The following is a 22,010-nucleotide window of genomic DNA, read 5'->3' on the forward strand; positions in this document are numbered from 1 at the left end:
CACTCTTTCCCTACACGACGCTCTTCCGATCTGCCGCGCCCCTGCGCGAGCTCGCGCCCGTGCCGGTCGGCCAGCACCGCGCGCGTGCCCGTGCCGCCACCGTCGATCCCGATCGCAAAAAGTAATGCCGCCATGCCTTCATCCCGCTGATTCGAACAGGCGCCAAGCTTAACCGGATCGGCGCCGCGCGCCCATCTGCCGTTCGGCCGGCTGTTCCGTGAAAAGGGCTTCCGCTATGCTGGCACGATCGAATCGACACTGAAAACGAGGCAGACGATGTCGCAGCGGTGCAACTGGGTGAAGACTGAAGCGGATGCTCACTATCACGATACCGAGTGGGGCGTGCCGTCGCACGACGATCGCCACCTGTTCGAAATGCTGATCCTGGAAGGGGCACAGGCCGGGCTGTCGTGGTCGACGATCCTGAACAAGCGCGCGGGCTATCGCGACGCCTTTGCGGATTTCGACGTCGATGCCGTCGCGCGCTTCACGCCGAAGCGCATCGAAAAGCTGCTCGAGAATCCCGGTATCGTGCGCAATCGCGCCAAGGTCGAATCGGCGGTCACCAATGCGCGTGCCGTGCAGCGCATCCGGGAAGAACACGGGTCGCTCGCCGCGTTCCTGTGGTCGTTCGTCGGCGGCACGCCGGTCCAGAACGCGTGGCAGTCGTACCGTGACGCGCCCGCGTCGACCGAGCAGTCCGACGCGCTCAGCAAGGCGCTGAAGGCGTACGGCTGCAAGTTCGTCGGTTCGACGATCTGCTATGCGCTGATGCAGGCCACCGGCATGATCAACGATCACGAGGTCGGCTGCCCGTGCCACGCGCAATGCGCGGCGCTCGGCGGCAAGCAGCCGGCACGCCGGCGCAAGGCGGGCTGACGGCGCGGGCATCCGCCGGCCGCCCATCGTTCGCCACGGCCCTGCGGCGGTTATGCCGGTTATGCCGGCAATTCCGGTCAGGCCGCCGGCTGCCCCCTCACGAAACGATGCTCAACGCGCAACCGCTCACCTGGCGGCGCGCGACGGCGCCGGCGCCGGCGCAACCGCCCGTGCACCGCGTGCGGCGCGCACGCGCGCGCTGCGCTTCTTCACCCAGATGCAGATGCCCGTCACGCTCAGCATCGCGATGACGATCCCGAGCACGCTCACCGCGGCGCGGCCCGCGACGCCGGCGATCCGCCCCGAGTGCAACGGAAACTGCGCCTGCATGAACAGGTCGCCGGCCGAGCCGCGGCCAGGCACCTGGGTGGCGACGGGCTTGCCGGTCACGGCGTCCCAGTAGAGCCACGCGTTGCCGAGCCCGACGTCGCCGTGCTCGTTGCCGGGCGTGAAGAACCCGACAGCGTAGGCATTCATCGCCGGCGCGAACAGCAGCGCGCCGGGCGGCGCGGCGATCCCCGCGTCGCGCCCGGCCGCGCGCGCGATCTCGACGATCCGCTCGCGCGTCAGAATCGTGCTGCCCGGCGGCGCGGGCGGGAAGTGTTCGGGATTCGTGTACGGCGTCTCGGCGAGCGGCGACACCAGCGATACCAGCGGCCGCACGACCGGCACGGCGAGATTCATCGAGATCGACGTGACCGCGACGACCAGCAGCAGCCCCCACACCCACACGCCGCCCGAGCGGTGCAGGTCGAACACCAGCGGATAGCCGCCGCGCCGCACGCGGAACACGAACGACTTGCGCCAGCTTTTCAGGTTCGGAAACGCGAGCACGAGCGCGATCAGGCTGTCGATCGCCCACACGATGCCGACGACGCCCATCACCCAGAACCCGAAATTGATCCCGCCATACACCGGCAGGAACAGCGAGTAATGCAGCCGGTAGATGAACGGCATCAGGTCGAGCCGCGCGAGCGACAGCGCGCCCCATTCGCGGCGCCCCTGCACCGCGCCGGTCGCGGGATCGACGGCGATCTGGCTGAAGTCGAGCGCATACGGCTGGCCGGTCGCCGGATCGGTGCGCGGCATCACGCCGGCCTGCAGCGTGTGTCCCGGTTCGATCGCGAGCGGCAGATAAGTCACCTGCACGCGCGGGTCGGCGGCCTCGATGCGCGCCGCGAGCGCGAGCGGATCAAGCGGCGCCGCATCGCTGCGTGCGGTGTAGAAGTCCGGGTTCAGCAGCGCGTCGAGCTCGTGGTCCCACGCGATCAATGCGCCGGTCAGCCCCGCGACGAACAGGAACAGCGCGATCGCGAGGCCGAACCAGCGATGCAGGCGGACGAGAAACGGTCGCAGGAACGCGTTCATCGCGCACCCGGCAACGGGAAAGCGGGCCGGCACGAGCGGCCCCGGATCAACGGAATGCAGGTCATTTGAGGTCACGCGCGGCGCACGAGCGGTGCCGGCCGTCGCTGGCGAGGCCGGATGCCCTTGCACGCGGCATGGAATTGTTTCGCGTTCGACGGGTTTTGATACGATGCGCGACATTTTATCGCAATGCGAATGATTCTTACTTGCATTTTTACTTATCCACGATGACCGTCAGCCTCGCCCGCCCTCCTGTCCGTCCACGTCGCGTGGCCGCCGCCCTTGCCTGCGTTGCCGCGTCGCTCGCGCACGCGGACGATTCGCCCGGCGGCGCCACAGTGCTGCCTGCCGTCAACGTCACGGCTGCGCACGACTCGCCGCAGCACCTGACCGACACGGTCTCCACCGGCGCGCTCGGCACGCGCCGCCAGCTCGACACGCCGTTCTCGACGACGATCGTCACGTCGGAGGAACTCGAGGCACGCCAGCCGTACAAGCTCGGCGACGTGTTCGCGAACGACGCGTCGGTGTCCGACAACAGCGGCGCGTACAGCGCGTGGGCCAGCTACATGACCGTGCGCGGCATGCAGCTCGACTGGCAGAACGGCTACAAGATCGACGGGCTGCCGTTCGTCACGTACGGGATCACGATGCCGTACGAGCAGCTCGATCGCGTCGAGTTGCTGAAGGGGCTCGGCGGTTTCCTGTACGGCTTCGTGACGCCCGGCGGCGTCGTCAACTACGTGACGAAGCAGCCTGGTGCCGAACCCGTGCGCAGCGTCGACGTCGGCTACCGCAGCACCAATGTATGGACCGAGCACGTCGATCTCGGCCAGCGCTTCGGGCCGGACGGCAGGTTCGGCGCGCGGCTGAACGCGACGCACGAGGAAGGCAAGACGTACAACGACGGCAACATCCGCCGCGACAGCGTATCGCTCGCGCTGCAGGCGAACCTGACGCGCGACCTGTCGGTGAATGTCGGCGCGCTGTACCAGGATCGCCGCACGACGGGCCAGACGCCGTCGATCTTCACCGGCAGCTATCCAGGCGGCGTGCTGCCCGCGACGATCAGCGGCGGCACGACGAACCTCGGCGGCAAGGACCAGTACCTGAACACGAACCTGCAGCTCTATACGGCCGGGCTGCAGTACCAGCTCGCGCCCGACTGGCAGCTCGACGTCGCGTACAGCTACAGCAAGGCGACGCGCCGACGCAACGAAAGCACGCTGTACCTGCAGGATGCGGCCGGCAACTACACCGACAGCCGCTACGTCGGGATGGAGGATCATCGCTTCAGCCAGTGGCGCGCGATGGTCGAGGGCAAGGTACGCACCGGCCCGTTCAGCCACCAGATCGTGATCGGCGCGTCGTGGCAGAAGCAGGCGAACGACTATTCGGCGAACAGCGTGTTCGTGCCGCTCGGCGCCGGCAACCTGTATGCGCCGAATCCTTACCGCTACGACAGCCCGCACGGCTTCATCCAGTACCGCACGAGCGAGATCGTGCAGAAATCGCTGTTCGCGAGCGATACCGTGCAGCTCACGGAGCGCTGGTCGGTGCTCGCCGGCGTGCGCTACATGAACTACGAGCAGCGCTCGTTCCAGGCGAGCGGCGAGGAGGATCCCGGCTATCGCCAGAACGGCGTGGTGACGCCGACGTTCGCGGTGATGTTCAGGCTCGCGCCGACGACCACCGCGTACGCGAGCTACGCCGAATCGCTCGAGCCCGGCAGCCGCGTGAACGACGTCTACGCGAACGCCGGCCAGGTGCTCAAGCCGCTGCGCAGCAAGCAGTACGAACTGGGGATCAAGAGCGAGCACGCGCGCTGGAGCGCGACGGCCGCATTGTTCCGCATCGAGCGCAGCGCCGAATATGCGAACGCGGCGAACGTCTACGTGCAGGACGGCGAATCGGTCATTCAGGGGATCGAGTTCGGTGCGCGCGCGAAATTCGGCGCGCGCTGGAACGCGGGCGTCGACGCGATGCTGCTCGACGCGTGGTACGCGAACGGGATCGGCAACAACGGCAACCGCGTCGCGGGCGCACCGCGTTTCGTGCTCGCCGGCGACATCGGCTATGCGGTGCCCGGCGTGCCGGGGCTGACGCTCGGCGTCGATGCGAAATTCACCGGCGCGACGCCGCTGCGCGCGGCCGGCGGCCTCGATGCCCCGGGCTTTCTCGTCGTCAATGCGGGGGCGCGTTACCTGACGCGGATCGGCCGCCACGACGTGACGCTGCGCGCGTCGATCGACAACGTGCTGAACCGCCGTTACTGGGAATACCAGTACGCGGACTACGTGAAACCGGGCGATCCGCGCACGGTGAGCCTGAGCGCGAAGCTCGACTTCTGAACGCCGCGCCGGCGGCGGCAAGCCGTCGGCTGCCAGCCGGCATGGCCGCACCGCGACGGCCTCGGGATTTTCTCGAACCCCAAAAGCAAAACGGCGGAGCGGCTTCTTTCGAAGCTCGCTCCGCCGTTTCGCGGCGAACCGTCAGACGCTCTTAGTGGAGCTTCTTCGGCAGCATCTGGCTGCGCAGGCGCTTGTGCAGGCGCTTGACGGCTGCTGCCTTCTTGCGCTTGCGGACTGCGGTCGGCTTTTCGTAGGACTGGCGTTCGCGCAGTTCAGCGATCAGGCCATTTTTTTCGATAGCACGGCGAAAGCGGCGAATCGCCACTTCGAACGGCTCGTTTTCTTTCAGAAGAATCGTCGTCATGTCGTTCCTAAATTGCTTAAACGGTCAAAAACGTAGCGGCCAAGCGCCACGCACCGGCCATCCGAGCGTCCCCACAAACAGGCGAAACGAGCGGAAATACGGCCTCGGAGGCCGGAAAAGAGAGGCGGAAAGCACCGCGAGTACGCTTCACAAGCCGCGTGCAGCGCCGCGTTTGACTGCCAGCAGACACGCCGAAAACGGCAGAGGCTTGACAGAAATCTCAATTCAGCCCGCCATCATAGCAGGGAATCACAGACAAAACCACCCTTTTGTCGATTGCGTGTGCACAGGCGAACGACTGCGTGCCGGGACCGCTCTCGGGCTACTTCCATCCGCCATCGTGCTGGGTCGGTCCGAAATGACAAAGAAGGATAAAAAATCGGGCCGAATCTCAACGCGCCCCTCAAGTTTTGTTTTGGTGCGCCGAAATCCTGCTCTGAGGCGGCCAGCAATGAACGAGTGCTTCCGCCGACGCCAAAACGGCTTTCCAGGGCTTTCGGCTTACACAGGAGATTTTTCCATGCTCGGAATTAACAGCAACATCAACTCGCTGGTTGCACAGCAGAACCTCAACGGCTCGCAAAACGCCCTGTCGCAGGCAATCACCCGCCTGTCGTCGGGCAAGCGCATCAACAGCGCGGCAGACGACGCAGCAGGCCTCGCGATCTCGACCCGGATGCAGACCCAGATCAACGGTCTGAACCAGGGCGTGTCGAACGCGAACGACGGCGTGTCGATGATTCAAACGGCATCGAGCGCACTGTCGTCGCTGACGAACAGCCTGCAACGTATCCGCCAGCTGGCCGTCCAGGCGTCGACGGGCACGATGTCCTCGACCGACCAGGCAGCACTGCAACAGGAAGTTGCGCAACAGATCCAGGAAGTGAACCGTATCGCGTCGCAAACGACGTACAACGGCACGAACATCCTGAACGGCAATGCAGGCATCGTGTCGTTCCAGGTTGGCGCGAACGTCGGCCAGACGATTTCGCTGGACCTGAGCCAAAGCATGTCGGCCGCGAAGATCGGCGGCGGCCTGGTACAGAAGGGCCAGACGGTCGGCACGGTGACGGGCCTGAGCCTCGACACCGCCGGCGTGTACACGTCGTCGGGCGCAGCGATTACGGCGATCAACGTGCTGTCGGACGGTCAAGGTGGCTACACGTTCACCGACCAGAACGGCGGCGCCATCGCGCAAACCGTTGCTCAGTCCGTGTTCGGCGCAAGCGCAACGACCAGCAACGGCACGGCAGTCGGCAATCTGTCGATTCAAGCGAGCGCAACCAGCACGAGCATGTCGTCGGCGGCGCTCACCGCAATCACGAACGCAGTTGCGCAGATCAACGCCGTCAACAAGCCGGCAACCGTGTCGGGCCTCGACATCAGCACCGTCAGCGGTGCGAACGTCGCGATGGTGTCGATCGACAACGCGCTGCAGACGGTGAACAACGTTCAGGCACAGCTCGGTGCGGCACAAAACCGCTTCACGGCAATCGCCACGGCGCAGCAGGCAGAATCGACCGACCTGTCGTCGGCACAGTCGCAGATCACCGACGCGAACTTCGCGCAGGAAACCGCGAACATGTCGAAGAACCAGGTGCTGCAACAAGCCGGCATCTCGGTGCTCGCACAGGCAAACTCGCTGCCGCAGCAGGTCCTGAAGCTCCTGCAGTAATCGCGTAGCAACCCACGGCCGGGCCCCGCGTAACGCGCGGCCCGGCCGTAGTCACTTGGCGCGCGGGGCCTTGTCCCGCCGCCAGGTCCTTATCCAGAATTTCACGGACTACCCGCCGCACGGAGCACTACGATGTCGACGATCAATCCCGCCGTCACCGCCGCCAACAGCTCGGCCAACAGCGCGCTGCAACAGGCTGCCCAATCGATCATCAGCGGATCGACCGGCAACTCGTCGATGGACGTCAACTCGCTCGTGACGGCACTCGTCAATGCGAAGACCGCCGGCCAGACCGCCGCGCTCAGCGCGCAGCAGGCCAGCGACAACACCCAGATTTCCGCGTACGGCGCCCTTTCGGCCGCGCTGAGCGCACTCCAGGCCGGCGTCACGACACTGTCGAACGGCTCGCTGCAAAACACCTTCACCGCCACCGCGAGCGGCACCGGCCTGACCGCGACCGCGGGCGCCGGCGCCGTCGCCGGCAGCTATTCGGTCGGCGTCACGCAGATCGCGACGTCGCAGTCGCTGTCGTCGGCCGCGTTCGGTGCGTCGACGGCGCTCGGCACCGGCACGATGACGCTGTCGCTCGGCAGCAAGTCGTTCACGGTCAACGTGGGCAGCAACAACAACACGCTGTCCGGCATCGCCGCCGCGATCAACAACACGACCGGCAACCCGGGCATCGTCGCGTCCGTCGTCAACGGCAGCGATGGCGCGCACCTCGTGCTCAGCTCGACGCCGACCGGCGCGGCGAATGCGATCAGCGTCACGGTCAGCAACGTGACCGGCGACAACGGCCTCTCCAGCCTCGGCGTCACGTCGACGGCCAGCACGACGGGCGGCCAGTCGTCCATTGCGTCCGCCAACAGCAGCGCCGCCTGGAAGCAAAGCACCGCCGCGCAGGACGCCGCCTTCACGGTCAACGGCATCGCCGCGACGAGCGCGAGCAACACCGTGACGGGCGCGATCACCGGCGTCACGCTGAACTTGACCTCGGCCGCCGTCAGCGGCACGCAGCCGCAAACGCTGACGGTCGCCACCGACACGAAGACGCAAGCGTCGGCGATCAACAACTTCGTGACGCTCTACAACACGCTCGTCACGACGATGGGCTCGCTGTCGAGCTTCACGGCCGGCGCGTCGTCGCAAGGCCCGCTGCTCGGAGACTCGACGCTGAACACGATCCGCAACGCACTCGCGTCGGTCGTCGCGGGCGGCGTGAGCAGCAACGGCTCGACGGTCAACCTCGCGTCGATCGGCGTCACGCTGCAGGCCGACGGCACGCTGCAGGTCGACAGCACCGCGCTCAACTCCGCACTGCAGAACAACCCGACCGGCGTCGCGTCGCTGTTCAACTCGACGAACGGGATCGGCCAGCAGCTGACGAAGGACATCACGAACTACACGCAGACGGGCGGGCTGATCGCCGCACGCACGACCGCGCTCAACAATGACCTGAAAAGCGTCGCCACGCAGCAGACGAACCTGTCGAACTATGTCGCGCAGCTGACCAGCCAGTACCAGGCGCAATTCACCGCGCTCAACACGCTGATGGCGACGATGAACAGCAACTCGCAGTACCTAACGCAGCTGTTCGGCGGCACGAACAGTGCCGGCGCGCTGTCGAGCAACAAGAGCTGACCGCTGGCCGGACAGGAGAGCCAAGATGGAACAGACCGAACTGATCGCCCAGCTCGACGCGCTCACCGATGCGATCGAACATGCGGCCGCGATGGCCGACTGGATCGAGGCGGCGCGCCTCGTCGACCTGCGCGAGCCGCTCGTTGCGTCGCTCGCGGCCGATCAGCCGCCGGCCGGCATCGTCGCGATCCGCCGGATTCAGGCCAGCAACACGCGCATCTTCGCCGACGCGCAACGCGCGCAGCAGGAGCTGACCAACGAATACCAGGCGGCGATGGGCCGCGTGCAGGCCGTCGGCCAGTACCAGAGCATCGCGAGCCGCTAAATCGCGCCACGCGGCGCCCGACACGCGCGCGCCGCCAACCTGACAACAAGAACTACGCGCTGATGTGAGGGCGTGCTCGTTCGCCTCCGCCCGCCTCGTGCGGGCGTTTTTTTTTGGGGTGCCGCCCGGCCCCGCGGCGGGCCGTTCAATCGGCCAAACTGACCGGGCTTTTACCGTCATCTCGCGGCATCGGCGCAGCGGCGCGCTACCCATAATGGTATCGACCGACTTTCCGCAGATCCCATCATGTTCTCGACCGAACTGCCCGCCTCCGCCGCGCTCACGCCCGAACAGCAGCTTGCGCAAGACATCGCGCTCGTCATGGAGAACGCGCTCGAACGCCAGCGCAGCGGCGCGTTCGACGACGCCCGGGCACTGTACGAGGCCATCCTCGACGCGGTGCCCGCGCATGGGGATGCGCATTACAACCTCGCGGTGCTGCTGGCCGATACGGGCCACGCGGCCGACGCGGTGCCGCATTTCGAAGCCGCCCTCGGCGCGAGCCCGGACAACGGCTACTACTGGGTCAGCTACATTCATGCGCTGCATCGCAGCGGGCAGACGGCCGCCGCGTGGATCGCGGTCGAAATCGCGCAGCAGCGCGGCGTGCACGGCCCTGCGCTGAACGGCCTGATCGCCCAGTTGGCGTCACCCGACATCGTGCTCGCAACTGCAGCGGTCGCGGCCGCCCCAAGCGGCATCGATGCGGCGATCGTCCTGGAAACCGCGGCCGGGCGGAGCGACTCCGGCAAGCCTGCCCGCCGCCCCAATCAGACGCTGCTGCAAAAGCACGCAGCGCTGTTCGACAAGAACAGGCACGCGGAAGCCACCGCGCTTGCGCGAAAACTGGTCAACGACTATCCGGAAGACGGCGCATGCTGGCGCGCGCTTTCCGCCTCGCTTCACCGGGAAGGCCGCTTCGCGGAGATGATCGAGGCCGGCTTGCGCACGGTCGAATTGCTGCCGAACGAAGTCCTCGTGCGCATCCTGCTGGCCGATACGCTGCGGGCGATGAACCGTCTCGCGGAAGCCGACGAGCAGTGCACGCGCCTGTACCAGCTTCAGCCGGATCACCCGGAGGCCATGCGGATTCGCGGTCTCGTGCTGTTCGCGCTGCGCCGCACGGATGAAGCGCTCGCGGCCTGCCGGCGCGCGGTCGAACTCGCGCCCGGGGCCGCCGCGCCGTGTGGCACGCTCGGCTTCGTGCTGCTCGAACTGGGCGCAACGCAGGAAGCGATAGGCTGGCTGAAGCGCGCGATCGAAATCAACCCGACCGACAGCGTCACCCACAGCAGCATGCTGTTCTGTATCGCGCACAGCAGCGAATTCGATCCGCAGGCGCTCGTGGCGGAGCACCGCAAGTTCGGCGAGCGCTACGACAATCAAAAGCGCAAGCGTGCGGCCGTGTTCTCGAACCCGCGCGATCCGGCGTGCAAGCTGCACGTCGGCTTCGTGTCGGGCGACCTGTACAGCCACGCAGTCGCCTCCTACGCGGTGCCCGTGATCGAGCATCTCGCGGCCGACCCCGGCATTGCGATGCACTTCTATCACAATCACTTCGAGGAAGATCACACGTCCGAGCGCTTCAAGGCCCACGCCACGACCTGGCGCAACGTCACCGGCATGAGCGACTCGGCCTTCCTCGAACGCGTGCGAAACGACCACATCGACATCGTGATCGACCTGTCGGGCCATACCGGCCGCAACCGGCTCGTTGCGCTGGCGCAGCGCGCCGCGCCGGTTCAGGCGTCGTGGATCGGCTATCCGGCCACGACCGGCCTCGCCGCGATGGACTACTACCTGACGGACCGCTTCGTCGCACCGCACGGCGCATTCGACGACCAGTTCATCGAGCAGATCGTGCGGCTGCCCGCGATCGCGCCGTTCATGCCGCCGCCGAACTGCCCGCCCGTCAACGTGCTGCCGGCGCTGCACAACGGCTATACGACGTACGCCAGCTTCAACCGCCTGAACAAGCTGAGCCCGCACGTGATCGAGGTCTGGGCGCGCGTGCTGCACGCGGACCCGACCGCGCGCATGGCGCTCGGCGCGATCGGCAGCGACGGCGACCAGCAGACGCTGACCGAATGGTTCGCGGCCGCCGGCATCGATGCCGGCCGCCTGACGTTCCACCGGCGCTCGAACATTCCCGTCTACATGCAGCAGCATCACGGCGTCGACCTCTGTCTCGACGCGTTCCCCTACACCGGTTCGACGACCACGCTGAACGCGCTGTGGATGGGTGTACCGACCGTGACGATCCCCGGCGCGACGATGGCCGGGCGCGGCAGCGCGGGCTGGCTGCAGCACGTCGGGCTCGACGCGTACATCGCGACCGACGAGGACGACTTCGTCGCGAGGGCGCTCGCGCTCGGCCGCGACACCGCCGCGCTGCAGGCGCTTCGCGCCGGCCTGCGCGCGCGCTGCGGAGAGTCAGCCGCGTTCCGGCCGGCTGTCGTCGCGGCCGGGCTGTCGTCGGCGCTGCGCACGATGTGGACCCGCTGGTGCGCGGGCGAACCCGCGACCGCATTCGACACACCGCTGTTCGACGACATGACCACCGCACAGGCCGCGGCAGAGGCCTGAACCTCACGTCAGATCGAGAGAGACCATCATGACCGCCAGCCTGCCCGCGTCGTCCGTCGCGCAACTGCCGCACGAACGCATCTACGTCACGCAGCCGCACCTGCCGCCGCTCGACGAATTCCTGCCGTACCTGGAGAAGATCTGGGAGAGCCGCACGCTGACCAACGGCGGCCCGTTCCACCAGCAGTTCGAGCGCGCGCTGTGCGAGTATCTCGGCGTGCCGCACCTGTCGCTGTTCGCGAACGGCACGCTCGCGCTCGTCACCGCGCTGCAGGCGCTGCGCATCAACGGCGAAGTGATCACGACGCCGTATTCGTTCGTCGCCACCGCGCATTCGCTGCTGTGGAACGGCATCAAGCCGGTATTCGTCGACGTCACGCCCGGCACGCTCAACCTGGACCCCGCGCGCATCGAGGCAGCGATCACGCCGCAGACCACCGCGATCATGCCCGTGCACTGCTACGGCAATCCGTGCGACGTCGACGCAATCCAGAAGATCGCCGACAACTACAACCTGCGCGTGATCTATGACGCCGCGCATGCGTTCGGTGTGCAGAACACCACCGGCAGCGTGCTCACCCACGGCGATCTGTCGGTGCTGAGCTTCCACGCGACGAAGGTGTTCAACACGTTCGAAGGCGGCGCGATCATCTGCCCCGACGCGAAGACCAAGCAACGGATCGACCACCTGAAGAACTTCGGTTTCGTCGACGAAGTCACGGTCGTCGCGCCCGGCATCAACGGCAAGATGAGCGAAATCAACGCCGCGTTCGGGATGCTGCAGTTGCAGCACATCGACGGCGCACTCGCGCGCCGCCGCGAAATCGACACGCTGTACCGCACGCTGCTCGCCGACGTGCGCGGCATCCGCTGCGTGCCGCTCGGCGGCCAGACCGTCGCGAACCACGCGTATTTCGCGATCCTCGTCGACGAAGATTACCCGCTCGATCGCGACGGGCTGTACCGGAAGCTGCGCGACTACGACGTGTACGCGCGCCGCTACTTCCATCCGCTGATTTCGGAATTCCCGATGTACCGCGGGCTGCCGTCCGCCAACCGCGACAACCTGCCCGTCGCGACCGAGGCCGCGCGCAAGGTGCTGTGCCTGCCGATCTACCCGGCGCTCACCGACGACATGGTCCGCCGCATCGTCGACCTGATCGCGCGCTGACGCGCGACGCCTACAGGTAACGCTCGCCGGCCGCGCGCGCGCGGATCCGGCGGGCCGGGTTGCCGTACACGACGGTGTACGGCTCGACGTCGTGCAGCACGACCGCCCCCGCGCCCACGACGCCGTGCTCGCCCACCGCGATCCGGTGCCGCAGCATCGCGCCGAGGCCGATCGCCGCGCCGCGGCCGATCCGGCAGTTGCCGCCCGTGACGACGCCTGGCGCGAGACTCGAGAAATCCTCCATCGTGCCGTCGTGATCGAGCGACGCGTTCGTGTTGACGATGCACCCGTTGCCGATCGCGCAGCACGGATTGATCACCGCGCCGGCCATCACGACCGTACCCGCACCGATCGTCGACGCCTTGCCGATGCGTGCGGCCGGATGCACCGCCGACACGCACGGCAGGCCCGGCACGAGCGCCGCGAGAGCGGCCGTCACGTTCTCGCGCGCGTGGTTGTCGCCGATGGCGACCAGCAGCCCGGCGATGCCGTGCGTATCGACCAGATCCGGCAGGTCGCGTTCGGCGCCCAGTACCGCGTAGCCGAGGGTCTCCTCGCCGCGGGGCCGGAACGAATCGATCAGCCCGGCGATCCGGTACCGGCCAGCCTGTTCGACGATGTCGATCACGACCTTGGCGTGACCGGACGAGCCGACGATGACGATGTTTTCCACAAGGGCCTCGATTGATCTGAAAGCAGGGGCGGCCATGCCGCGTTCCCCGCAGTATGCCGCGTCGCCGCACCCGCGCGGCGCGCGCCGTCACGTCAGACGACCTGCGCCGTCTCGTCCGCCGTCACGCGACCCGCTGCGAAATACGCGGCAAACGCCGCCCGCAAGCGCTCGGCCATCCGGATCCAGCTTTCGTCGCGCCCGCGCCGGAACAGCCGCACCGTGCCCGGATACCACGGCGAATCGTCGCGGCCGTGCATCCAGCGCCAGTCCACGTCCTGATTCGGCAGCAGCACCCAGCAAGGCTTGCCGAGCAACGCGGCCAGATGCGCGGTGGACGTGTCGACGCACACCACGAGATCGAGTTGCGCGACGATCGCGGCCGTATCCGCGAAATCGTCGAGCTCCGAGCCCAGGTGCAGCAGCGGCAAGCCGCCCGGCGGCTGACGCGCCTCGTCCTCGCCCTGCCCTTTCTGCAGGCTCACGAAATTCACACCCGGCACGCTCCATAGCGGCGTCAGCAACGCGAGCGACGGCAGCGAGCGGTGCGCGTCGTTGTGATGCTTCGGGTTGCCTTTCCACACGAGGCCGACGCGCGGGCCGGCCGGCAATACATCGAGGCGCGCGCGCCAGCGCGCAACGCTGGCCGGATCAGGCGCGAGCCGTACCGGCGGCGGGATCGTGTCGAGTGTCGTGCCCGTGTGCATCGGCGCGCTCAGCAGGCTCGTCCAGTAATCGAACTGCGAGGCTTGCGCCGTCGCCGTCTCGTGATCGAGCACCGCGTCGACGCCGTCGACCGTCGCCATCAGCCGATGCAGCGCGGGCTGACACGCGAACACCACGCGTGCCGCGTGCCGCGCCTGAAATTCCGCGAAATAGCGGCTGAACTGCAGCATGTCGCCCAGGCCGTCTTCCTGCCAGACGAGCAGCGTCTTGCCGGCGAGCGGCTCGCCCTGCCACTGCGCGCACCCCAGCACCTCGCGGGTCCGGCGGTGCACGAACGCCGTTTGTTCGTAGCGTGATTCGTAGCGCCGCCAGCCTTCTTCGAACCGGCCCAGGCCGAGCAACAGCGTCGCCAGGCCGAAACGCGCATCGCCATAGTCAGCACGCAGTTCGAGCGCGCGGCGGTACGCGCGTTCGGCGTCGTCGTGGCGGCCGGCATGCGCGAACGTGGTGCCGAGGTTGTAGTGCACTTCGGCCATGTCCGGAGCGAGCGACAGCGCGTCGGCGAACACGGCCATCGCTTCGTCGTGGCGCCCCTGCGCGCGCAGGACGCAGCCGAGATTGTTGTGCGGCTGCGGCAGGCCGGGACGGCAACGGATCGCGTCGCGATAGGCCGCTTCGGCTTCTGGCAGGCGATCGAGGTTCTGCAGCGCGACGCCGAGGTTGTAGTGCGCCTCCGGGTGATCCGGGCACAGCACGAGCGCCTGGCGGCTGGCGGCTTCCGCTTCCGGCAACCGCTGCATGTCGACGAGGATCGCGCCGAGATTGGCGTGCGCGAGCACGAAGTCCGCTCGCACGGTAATCGCGAGCCGGTAGGCGAGTTCCGATTCGGCCTGGCGGCCGAGCACACGCAACAGGTTGCCGAGATCGGCCAGCACGTCGGCCGACTGCGGCTCGATCAGCAGCGCCTGCCCGAATGCCTGCTCGGCTTCATCGAGCCGGCCAAGCGCTTCGAGCACCTTGCCGAACCGGTGATGGTGCGACGCCCGCAACGGCGTGACGGACGCAAGCTGCCGGCGCAGGAGTGCCTCGGCATCGGGCAGGCGCCCTTGCGACACGAGCAGCGCGCCGAGACCGTCGCAGGCCGGCTCGAACGCCGGCATCGCGTCGATCGCGCGCCGCCACCATGCTTCCGCGTCGGCCAGCCGGTTCAGGCCGAGCGCGCAGACGGCCGCGATGTGCAGCGCCGCGACTGCCAGCGCCGGCCGGTCGAGCAGAGGCGCGACGAGCGACAGTGCGTCGGCGAACTGTCCGTTCTGGCACAGGGTCGCCGCGTGTTGAACCAGCGCGGATTCGTCGGAAGCAGGGGTCATGTCATACGGCGCCGCGCGGCGCGCGGCGCGAACGAACGGTCAGACGGACGCCGGCACGGCGGCCGGTTGGCCCGACTGGCTGACGGCCCGGTCCCTGGCTTCCTGGAGCGCTGCGAGCGTGTCGAGTGCGCGCCCTTCGTCGGCGGTGAGATCGACCAGAAATGCGTCGTTGTTCTGCTTGATCCAGTCGAGGGGCATGTCCCACCACGCGAGCTGCAGCAGTCGTTCGCGCACTTTTTCCGTGAAGCGAAAGCGAATCAGACGGGCCGGCGAACCGGCATAAATGCCGTACGCCTCGGTGCGGAAATTGGGCGGGATGACGGCCCGCGCGCCGATCACGCATCCGCTCTCGATCTGGCTGCCACCGAGAAACAGCGCTTCGTCGCCGATCCAGACATCGTTGTGGATCACGGTGTCCGCGTATTGCGGCATCGGCGGATTGGTGAGGCCGTTACCGTACAGGCTGAACATGCTCGTGGAAATGGTGCGCATCTCGTGCTGACCGTTCAACAGAAATCGCAGACGCATTCCGCCAGCCACGTGCTTGCCGATCACGAGTTTCTGAACGCCCTGATCGTACTTTGCGATCGAACCCACACCGATCGACGAGCACCGGCCGATATGAAACGTACCGACCTGCGCCTCTTCATCAACCCAGGTGCGGAAAAAATTGTTCGGAATCGCCGAAAAGGCGCCATCCCGGTAGCCGAGCACGATGAAATGCTTCGCCCACGGATGGTCAGGCAGCACGCCAATACAATCGTCGGAGGTCGTAACGTTCATTCGCGGTCGCAAGTGTGCCGGTGCGGCGGCTCGATGCCGGGCCGCTCGAAACGGCGGTGGAAAACGTCGCGGCACATCGGCCACGAGCATGGACGATGCAGTATAGAAAGCCGGCGACGGTAGCCGACATCGAATAAGAACGGCGTTCTGGCTTCTGTTCCGGAGATAGGGGCTGGTGGGGTCTCGCGTCCGCGGCCCGGCTGCGCCGCGCGTGCGCGTGGAATTGCCGTCGCCGGCCGATGACGGGTGCGTGCATCATTCGGCGCTCGGGCATTGGCGCCCGGTTTTCCTTCATGATGCTCACACGTCGGCGGAGGCGCCGCTTCGATCCAGCCAGCGCGTTCCGTCATCGGAGCCGGCCGCCGTGGCGATGTGCTGCCGCCGCCTTCACCAACGGTGTGCGCCGCTCACTCTCCCGCACTCAATTACTCGACGAACACCCGCCGCAACTACTCGAACTGCACGAGCTGGAACTGCACGAACTCGACGAACTGCAGCTCGACGACGAGCAACTGCTGTCCGATGCATCGAACGCACTGCCGCTACCCGCTTTCAGCGCGGCGAGCGACGACATCCGCGACGCGGTCTGCACGGTTTGCGAATACACCGACCAAGCGGTGCCGGCCAGCGCACCCGCACCGAATAGCGCGGCAGTCCACAGCAATGGGTCCGTGTCGTCGCGTTCGCGGTCCTGCGCCTGCTGCGCTGCGTGCGCATCGGGTTGCGAGGATTGCGGGCGCTGCGGATTTCGCGCGGCACGCGGATCGTGCGCGATCCGGCGCGCAAGCAGCGCGGCCCGCCCGGCAGCCGTCGCCCCACCGCGCCCGAAACCGGTCAGCCGCCGCACGACGATCCGGTACGCGACCGCGAACACCACCATGCAGACCGCGAGCAGCAACACGGGCCGCCCGCGGCTCAGGCCGATCGCGAGTTTCGCGGCCCCCGTGCCCAGTACGATCAGCACGATCGCACGCGCGGCCAGGCGCGACGCGCGCATCTCGCCGGGTGCCCACAGCCAGCCTTGTGCGCGCATTCCGTCGACGACCTCCTGCGCATACCCGGCGAGTCGCTTGCGAAACACGTCGTAGCTCACGGTGCCGGACGGCTGCTCCTTGAGCCACGCGCAGTGGTCGTCATGGCGCCCCGCACGTTCCATGTCGGCGATCTGCACGTAGCCACCCTGCCCGGGGGCGGTCCACAGGTCGACCGCACCCGCCTGCGCGAGCGACATCGTCACGACCTCGGCGACCCGTGCTTCGCCGCCGGTGAGATAGGCGACTTCGTCGGTGCTCAGGTCGGCCGACGCCTTGCGCGTACGCCCGCCCCAGCGTCGACAGCGGAACTCGATCGCCTGAAGCACGACGATCAACAACAACGCGACGACACACGCAGGCACATAGAACGCGAGAAACTGCGGCCCCGCGTAGTTCAGCACGTTGAAGTCCTGCGCCGATGCGCAGGTCGCCGCGACGCTCGCGGCGGCGGCCGGCCACGCGAGTTTCGGCAGCCGGTCGCGCCAGGTTCTGCGCGCCTGCACGGCGGCAGGCGAATTCGCGTCCCCCGCCCCGTTCGCGGCCGACGGTTCCGGGAGCGGCGATCCGGATGCGGCACGCAAGTCGGCAGGCCGCGGCCAGATCGACTCCGGCGGCTCGCAACCGAACAGCCGGCGATAGCTGTCCAGCGTGTCGCGATAACGCTGCGCGTACACGGCGGCCTCGTCCGGCGCGCCCGTGCCGGGCATGTGATGCAGCCGCGCGCGCAGCACGCCGGCGCAGAAGACGTCCCAGTATTCGAGCGTGTATTGCAGGTGGAAATGCCACGCGGTATCGACCGCGACCGACGGCGTGACCGGGTGTCCGGCCGCCTGCGCGAGAAACGCGAAGCGCTTGTATTCGTCGATCACGGCCAGCGCGTGCGCATGCGACCAGCCTTCGGTTTCGGCAAGACGCCGGCTGTACGGCAGCGGCGCGTTCGGGTCGTCAGGGGAATACGCGTGCAGACGCGCGAGCAACGCGTGCTGCGCATCGGTCAGCGCGCGGGCATCGACTGCGGTCGAGGTAGACGGAATGGCAGCCATCGGGAGTCGGCGCGATGCGCGGACGGCCGCCGCGATCGACGCTTGGAGTTGTCGTTGCCGGGGATTCTCGCACATCGGCGAGGCGGCGCGACGGCGTGCCGGCCGCCTGCATGCGGGGCCGCTCGCCGCGTTGCGCCGCGGGTCGGAAAGTCAGAAATCGAGCTGCGCGATCGTGATGTCGAGCGCGGCCGCGACCTTCTTGCGCATCGACTTGCGCAGCTTCCCGCGCTTTTCCTGTTTGGCGTAGTCCGAGCGACTGATGCCGATCCGCCGCGCGACCTCGGCCCGCGTCAGGCCGAGATGCTCGCGCCACGCACGCGCGGGCGAGCTTCCGTCGAACACGACGCGCGTCACGAGCTCGTGCGGAATCAGGTCGCGTGCGGCGCACCGCTGCGCGACATAGTCCGCGTACGGAATCACGACGAAGGCTGGCGCGCCGTCCGGGCCGTTGATGATCTGGACTGGGAGGGATTTGGTCATGCGGTGATCGCGGCGCCGGCTTCCGGGCGGCTGTTCGTCGTTTCGGTCGACATGCTCAATCGGTGTTTCAGGCGGGCTTCGGGTGCGTCGAACGACACCGGTGCAAGGTTTCGCCCGGTCGGATGCACGCGATCGGAAACCGCCATTCGGATAGCCGGCCGGAATATTACTGCAAGCGGAGAAATGGTGATGCGGATGAGACGGCGAAACCGCCGAACACCTGAACAGGCATGTTTTTGGCGCGCCCGGCTGGGATCGAACCAGCAACCCCTGCCTTCGGAGGGCAGTACTCTATCCATTGAGCTACGGGCGCGTGAGACAGTGAAGCGACCCCAATATACAGGCCGCCCACGATTGGCAAGACGGCAAGGATACCCGGTTTCCCATGACGCGTCCACCTTGCCCGACGAATCCCCGCCGCACCGCGCTGCGTGCGGGTAAACACGCGCCATCGCGCCGCTCGCCGTGATGTAAACGTTCCGTCTATAATCGTCCGTGCTTCATTGGACTGCCATTTTGCCGTTGCACCGCGCTCACAATTCCTATTCACGGAGACGAGGCAAGCATGAGCGAAGCACCCCACGAATCTCCCGTCAAAACCCCCGGGCAGCTGATTGCCGTCATCATCGCGTCGTTCGCGATTCCGATCATCCTGATCGTCCTGTTCGCCAATTATGCGAACCATGCGTTCCGCGCCGGCGCCGGCACGGACGCGCTATCCGACGAGCAGGTCGCCGCGCGTATCGCCCCGCTCGCGCAGGTCGAAGTGAAGGACGCCAACGCGCCCCGCACGTACAAGACCGGCGAGGCTGTCTACAAGGCCGTCTGCGTGACCTGCCACGGCACGGGCGCCGCCGGCGCGCCGAAATTCGGCAACAAGGACGACTGGGCACCGCGCATCTCGCAAGGCTTCGACACGCTGCTGAAGACGGCACTGGCCGGCAAGGGCGCGATGCCGCCGCGCGGCGGCACGAGCCCCGACGACGTCAGCGACTATGAAATCGCCCGCGCGATCGTCTACATGGCGAACAACGACGGCGCGAACTTCCCCGAACCGGCCGCACCGGCCGCCAACGCGGCGCAGCCCGCCAGCGGCGCGGCAGGCGCATCGAGCCCGGCCGACGCCGCGAGCGCGCAGATCGCCGCCGCGCAGGCCGCGATCGCCGCTATCCCGAAGGCCGGCGAACAACCGGCGGCCGCCCCGGCCAGCGCCGATGCCGCAACCGCCGGCAAGGCGCTGTACTCGTCGACCTGCGTGGCCTGCCACGGAGCCGGCGTGCTCGGCGCGCCGAAGTTCGGCAGCAAGGAAGACTGGGCGCCGCGCCTGAAGGACTCGATGGACACGGTCTACAACTACGCGCTGCACGGCAAGGGCGCGATGCCGCCGAAGGGCGGGTCGAACGCATCCGACGCCGACGTGAAGGCCGCCGTCGACTACATGGTCAACTCGGCGAAGTAACACCGGCCGGCCAGAAAAAACCCCCGCGGCGCACACGCACCGCGGGGGTTTGTTTTTTGCCTGGCCGGCTGACCGGCTGACTGTCAGATCGTCGGATCGTCGAAACACCGCACGCCCGACGGCGCCGCCGCGTCACTTCTGCAGCAGCGCCTTCAGGCTGGCGAGCCGGTCCTTCGGCGACATCGGCGCCTCTTCCGGGGTAGGCGGCGGCGCATCGTCGAGCCCCATCTCCGGAATGAAGCGCGACGGCTCGCACACGACCGTCTCGCGCGCCCGCTTGCGCTTCTTGCACCAGTTCAGGTGCAGGCTGCGCTGCGCACGCGTGATCGCGACGTACATCAGCCGGCGCTCCTCCTCGATCCGCTCGTTGTCGATCGGGCCGTCGTCCTCGCTGCCGCCGCGGTGCGGCATGATGCCTTCCTCGACGCCGACCAGGAACACGTGCGGATACTCGAGCCCCTTCGACGCATGGACGGTCGACAGCCGCACGGCGTCCGGATCCTCGTCCTTGCCCTCGAGCATCGACATCAGCGCGACGGTCTGGATCAGGCCGAGCAGGTTCTTGCCGGTATCGGCGAGCCCGTCGGCGTTGTGGAAGCCTTCGGCCTCGCCGTCGACGGCTTCCGTCTCGGGCTTGGTGCCCTTGCGCTTCAGCCATTCGAGGAATTCGAGCACGTTCTGCCACTTCGACTGCGCCTGACGCTCGTCGAACGCGTCGTACAGGTACGCCTCGTAGTGGATCGCCTCCATCATGTCGTCGAGCACGACGGTCGCGGGCTCCTTGTCCGCGCGCTCGGTCAGGCGCTGGATGAAGTCGCAGAACATCCGCAGCGGCTCGACCTGGCGCGCCGACAGCCGCGCCTCGATGCCGCCCATGTACACCGCTTCGAACAGCGACACCTTCGCCTGGCCCGCGAACGAGCCGAGCGCCTCGAGGGTCGTGTTGCCGATCCCGCGGCGCGGCGTCGTGACCGCGCGGATGAACGCGGGATCGTCGTCGGCGTTCGCGATCAGCCGCAGGTACGCGCACAGGTCCTTGATCTCGGCCTTGTCGAAGAACGACTGGCCGCCCGACAGCACGTACGGAATGCGTTCGCGCCGCAGCACCTGCTCGAAGATGCGCGCCTGGAAGTTGCCGCGATACAGGATCGCGTAATCGCGAAACTGCGCGCGCCGCTCGAACTTGTGCGCGGACAGCCGGAACACGACCGATTCGGCTTCATGCTCCTCGTCGTTGCACGCCGTGACGGTGATCGAATCGCCCATCCCGTGCTCGGACCACAGCTTCTTCTCGAACAGTTTCGGGTTGTTCGCGATCACGTTGTTCGCGGCGGTGAGGATGCGCACCGTCGACCGGTAGTTCTGCTCGAGCTTGACCAGGTGCAGCTTCGGAAAATCCTTGCCGAGCTGCGCGAGGTTCTCGAGCGTCGCACCGCGCCAGCCGTAGATCGCCTGGTCGTCGTCGCCGACCGCCGTGAACGCGGCGCGCGGGCCCGCGAGCAGCTTCAGCAGCTCGTACTGGCAAGCGTTGGTGTCCTGGTACTCGTCGATCAGCAGGTAGCGCAGCTTGTTCTGCCAGCGGTCGCGCACCTGCTCGTTCTTCGCGAACAGCTCGGCCGGCAGGCGGATCAGGTCGTCGAAGTCGACCGCCTGGTACGCGTGCAGCGTCGCGACGTAGTTGCGGTAGACCAGCGCGGCCTGGTGCTCGTCCTCGTTGGCCGCGATCGCCATCGCCTCGTCGGGCATGATCAGGCCGTTCTTCCACAGCGAGATGATGCTCTGGATCTTGCGGATCAGCCCCTTGTCGGTCGTGCCGAGCTGCTCCTGGATCATCCCGAAGCAGTCGTCCGAATCCATGATCGAGAACTGCGGCTTCAGGCCGACGTGCTCGGCCTCCTGGCGCAGGATCTGCACGCCGAGCGAGTGGAACGTGCAGACGGTGAGCTGGTTGACGGGCACCTTGCGCCCTTCCTTGCCGGGCGTGGTGAGCGTCTTGCCCTCGAGCAGCTTCCCCACGCGCTCGCGCATTTCGGCGGCCGCCTTGTTCGTGAACGTGACGGCCGCGATGTGGCGCGGCTCGAAGCCTTTCGCTTCGATCAGGTGCGCGATCTTCTGCGTGATCACGCGGGTCTTGCCGCTGCCCGC

Annotated in this window: 16 protein-coding genes and 1 tRNA gene; 8 read left to right on the plus strand and 9 right to left on the minus strand. The window is 67.3% G+C overall.

What is annotated here, in order from left to right:
* The first annotated feature begins 276 nt into the window (after window positions 1-276).
* Window positions 277-879, plus strand: a complete 603-nt coding sequence (locus L810_RS25180; protein WP_021161122.1) for a DNA-3-methyladenine glycosylase I — start codon at window positions 277-279, stop codon at window positions 877-879.
* A gap of 126 nt (window positions 880-1,005) precedes the next feature.
* Here the strand turns inward: L810_RS25180 and L810_RS25185 are convergent, their stop codons facing one another.
* Window positions 1,006-2,247, minus strand: coding sequence for a PepSY-associated TM helix domain-containing protein (locus tag L810_RS25185; protein ID WP_042976119.1), 1,242 nt, complete (start codon window positions 2,245-2,247; stop codon window positions 1,006-1,008).
* Between the two features lie 227 nt (window positions 2,248-2,474).
* Here L810_RS25185 and L810_RS25190 point away from each other — a divergent pair, with 227 nt between their 5' ends.
* Window positions 2,475-4,598, plus strand: a complete 2,124-nt coding sequence (locus L810_RS25190; protein WP_042976121.1) for a TonB-dependent siderophore receptor — start codon at window positions 2,475-2,477, stop codon at window positions 4,596-4,598.
* Between the two features lie 151 nt (window positions 4,599-4,749).
* On the opposite strand, the gene rpsU is transcribed toward L810_RS25190, so the two are convergent.
* Entirely contained in the window at window positions 4,750-4,962 is a 213-nt protein-coding gene (rpsU, locus tag L810_RS25195) for a 30S ribosomal protein S21 (protein ID WP_006401410.1), read from the minus strand.
* Window positions 4,963-5,482: 520 nt separating this feature from the next.
* Between rpsU and L810_RS25200 the strand changes: the two genes are divergently transcribed.
* The 5 genes from L810_RS25200 to vioA all read left to right on the plus strand — a co-directional run bounded on the left by L810_RS25200 (window position 5,483) and on the right by vioA (window position 12,360).
* Window positions 5,483-6,637, plus strand: coding sequence for a flagellin (locus L810_RS25200; RefSeq protein ID WP_021161125.1), 1,155 nt, complete (start codon window positions 5,483-5,485; stop codon window positions 6,635-6,637).
* A gap of 132 nt (window positions 6,638-6,769) precedes the next feature.
* On the plus strand, window positions 6,770-8,278 hold the full coding sequence (gene fliD, locus L810_RS25205; RefSeq protein WP_021161126.1) for a flagellar filament capping protein FliD: 1,509 nt from the start codon (window positions 6,770-6,772) through the stop codon (window positions 8,276-8,278).
* Window positions 8,279-8,303: 25 nt separating this feature from the next.
* On the plus strand, window positions 8,304-8,603 hold the full coding sequence (locus L810_RS25210) for a flagellar protein FliT (protein ID WP_021161127.1): 300 nt from the start codon (window positions 8,304-8,306) through the stop codon (window positions 8,601-8,603).
* Between the two features lie 246 nt (window positions 8,604-8,849).
* A complete protein-coding gene (locus L810_RS25215) occupies window positions 8,850-11,189 on the plus strand; it encodes a tetratricopeptide repeat protein (protein ID WP_021161128.1) in 2,340 nt (779 codons plus the stop codon).
* A gap of 28 nt (window positions 11,190-11,217) precedes the next feature.
* Window positions 11,218-12,360: a dTDP-4-amino-4,6-dideoxy-D-glucose aminotransferase VioA gene (gene vioA / locus L810_RS25220; RefSeq protein WP_021161129.1), complete on the plus strand. Its 1,143-nt coding sequence runs from the start codon at window positions 11,218-11,220 to the stop codon at window positions 12,358-12,360.
* 10 nt (window positions 12,361-12,370) lie between these two features.
* On the opposite strand, the gene L810_RS25225 is transcribed toward vioA, so the two are convergent.
* The 6 genes from L810_RS25225 to L810_RS25250 all read right to left on the minus strand — a co-directional run bounded on the left by L810_RS25225 (window position 12,371) and on the right by L810_RS25250 (window position 18,719).
* Window positions 12,371-13,033: an acetyltransferase gene (locus tag L810_RS25225; RefSeq protein WP_021161130.1), complete on the minus strand. Its 663-nt coding sequence runs from the start codon at window positions 13,031-13,033 to the stop codon at window positions 12,371-12,373.
* A 92-nt stretch (window positions 13,034-13,125) separates the two neighbouring features.
* Entirely contained in the window at window positions 13,126-15,066 is a 1,941-nt protein-coding gene (locus L810_RS25230) for a tetratricopeptide repeat protein (RefSeq protein WP_021161131.1), read from the minus strand.
* A gap of 39 nt (window positions 15,067-15,105) precedes the next feature.
* Window positions 15,106-15,849: an acetyltransferase gene (locus tag L810_RS25235; protein WP_042976123.1), complete on the minus strand. Its 744-nt coding sequence runs from the start codon at window positions 15,847-15,849 to the stop codon at window positions 15,106-15,108.
* A 421-nt stretch (window positions 15,850-16,270) separates the two neighbouring features.
* The gene (locus tag L810_RS25240) at window positions 16,271-17,926 is read right to left on the minus strand and encodes a TIGR04222 domain-containing membrane protein (protein ID WP_042976125.1); all 1,656 of its coding nucleotides are present in this window, start codon (window positions 17,924-17,926) and stop codon (window positions 16,271-16,273) included.
* Between the two features lie 150 nt (window positions 17,927-18,076).
* Window positions 18,077-18,406: a helix-turn-helix domain-containing protein gene (locus L810_RS25245; protein WP_021161135.1), complete on the minus strand. Its 330-nt coding sequence runs from the start codon at window positions 18,404-18,406 to the stop codon at window positions 18,077-18,079.
* A 237-nt stretch (window positions 18,407-18,643) separates the two neighbouring features.
* Window positions 18,644-18,719: transfer RNA gene (locus L810_RS25250), tRNA-Arg, on the minus strand.
* A gap of 252 nt (window positions 18,720-18,971) precedes the next feature.
* On the opposite strand from L810_RS25250, the gene L810_RS25255 reads away from it, so the two are divergent.
* The gene (locus tag L810_RS25255) at window positions 18,972-19,865 is read left to right on the plus strand and encodes a c-type cytochrome (RefSeq protein WP_021161137.1); all 894 of its coding nucleotides are present in this window, start codon (window positions 18,972-18,974) and stop codon (window positions 19,863-19,865) included.
* 132 nt (window positions 19,866-19,997) lie between these two features.
* Here the strand turns inward: L810_RS25255 and L810_RS25260 are convergent.
* On the minus strand, window positions 19,998-22,010 hold a 2,013-nt coding region (locus tag L810_RS25260), incomplete at its 5' end, for a UvrD-helicase domain-containing protein (protein WP_042976128.1).

It is taken from the genome of Burkholderia sp. AU4i (assembly GCF_000466765.1).
Taxonomy (GTDB): domain Bacteria; phylum Pseudomonadota; class Gammaproteobacteria; order Burkholderiales; family Burkholderiaceae; genus Burkholderia; species Burkholderia cepacia.